2 protein-coding genes are annotated in these 1,618 nt (G+C 64.2%); one reads left to right on the forward strand and one right to left on the reverse strand.

The window, feature by feature from the left end; translation table 11 throughout:
- Positions 1-254: DNA-binding protein (locus tag ACWIE7_RS19205; protein ID WP_454070339.1), on the reverse strand; the 254-nt coding region annotated here is incomplete at its 3' end.
- Positions 255-483: 229 nt separating this feature from the next.
- On the opposite strand from ACWIE7_RS19205, the gene ACWIE7_RS19210 reads away from it, so the two are divergent.
- A complete protein-coding gene (locus ACWIE7_RS19210; protein ID WP_067718684.1) occupies positions 484-1,200 on the forward strand; it encodes a DUF3800 domain-containing protein in 717 nt (238 codons plus the stop codon).
- Positions 1,201-1,618: the final 418 nt, after the last annotated feature.

The raw sequence follows: 1,618 nt of genomic DNA on the forward strand, positions 1-1,618 counted from the left end.
GTGGCCTCGTCTGCCTGCTCGGCGGCGCGCTTCCACGCCGCCGCCCACACCGAGGCCACCATCGCCGACATCGGCTCAGACAAGTCCGGGGCCTCGGGAACCTCGCCTGCTGCGCCCGTGGCGTGCTCGCGCATCCACGCCGCTACCTCGCCGATCCGCATCCCCGCCTGTTTCTGCACCGCCCGCACGGTGACCTTGTCCCCCCGCGCGACGAGTACGCCGTAGGCGTGAGCGATCTTCTCCGACGACGACATGGCAGCCCTTCCAGATTCAGTATTCGGTAACCGGTAACCGGTAACCGGTAACGCGATCTGTTACCAACGTTACCACAGGCGCCGAACCGAAGCATCCCCGTCGCGCCAGTGCGCAGCAAACCGGCCGGAACCTCGCCGTCGGAGCACCCCTGCCAACCAACGAGGAACAAGGCGGGTCCCGGGCCACCGCGGCCCGCGCCACACAAGCCTGTCGCGCCCGAGTGAGACAATGGACTACGTGCTGATCGCCTATGTCGACGAGTCCTACGACCAGGACCTCTATTACATCGGGGCAGCAATCGCCGACTACGACCAATGGGAGCAACTCCACCAGCTCTACACGCAGATCGCCGAGCGAACCGCCACGAAACACGGCACCGATCCCACGGCTGAGTTCCATGGACACGAGATCATGGGCGGCGCAGGACAGTGGGCCAACCTTCGCGGCAAACACCGCGAAGCAGCTGGCCTCTACAGTGCCGTCCTACGGGCAGCACAACACGCGGGCGTGCGGTACCTCTTCGAAGGGGTGGACGTCAGACGCCTCAACGCCCGATATCGGTACCCGCAACAGCCCCACACCGTAGTGTTCCGCCACCTGCTCGAGCAGATCGACACTTACACTGCCCAACACGGCGCCGGAGAGCAGGCGATCGTCATCGCCGACGAGATCGCCACCAGCGCCCAACACCAGGACCAGTTCAGCGCCTACCAAGACTTCGGCACCGGCGGATACCGGCCAAGCCGACTTCAGCACATCTCCGCGCCCATCAACTTCGCCGACTCACGGCACACCCCCGGCCTACAGGCCGTCGACATGGCCGTCTACATCCACCGCCGAGCCCAGGCGGTGCACAATCAGCACCCCCGAGCTCAAGCAGTCACCGACAAACTCGCCCACCTGATCTACCAAAACACCCACCGGCAACGCACCTGGGAGCCCTAAATAAAACGAGGGCCCCCTCGCGGGAGCCCTCGGCAGGCAACGTTCCGGTATCCGGCCCGTTGTGCCCCCAGACTACCGCGCCACACCCAATCCACACCAGACCCCGACGAGGCTCACCAGGTGATCCCGCACGCCCTAACGCTCAGCGAAAGCCGCCAAACTCGTATGCGCAGGAACGTGTGGCAGACCTGCTGCTGCGCCTTGGATGCCTAGAGGATCGTGCCGAGCATTACACGGTGCCTGATGCGTGGCGATCGCAGCTCGAGTCAAACTGTGGCCCCAAAACGGGGCTCGACCAGCCATTATGTGAACGCCGATAACTTACGTTATGACAAGTAAAAGGTGTCGAGGTGTCGATTGTGCGAACTCGACACCTCCCCGAATGGCTCGCAGCTCGTTCGAACTCGGGCTGCGCCTG

The organism is Dietzia sp. NPDC055343 (genome assembly GCF_053645265.1).

Coding starts and splice junctions, on each gene's coding strand:
- ACWIE7_RS19210 (WP_067718684.1), top strand. CDS start 484: ATGGACTACGTGCTGATCGCCTATGTCGACGAGTCCTACGACCAGGAC.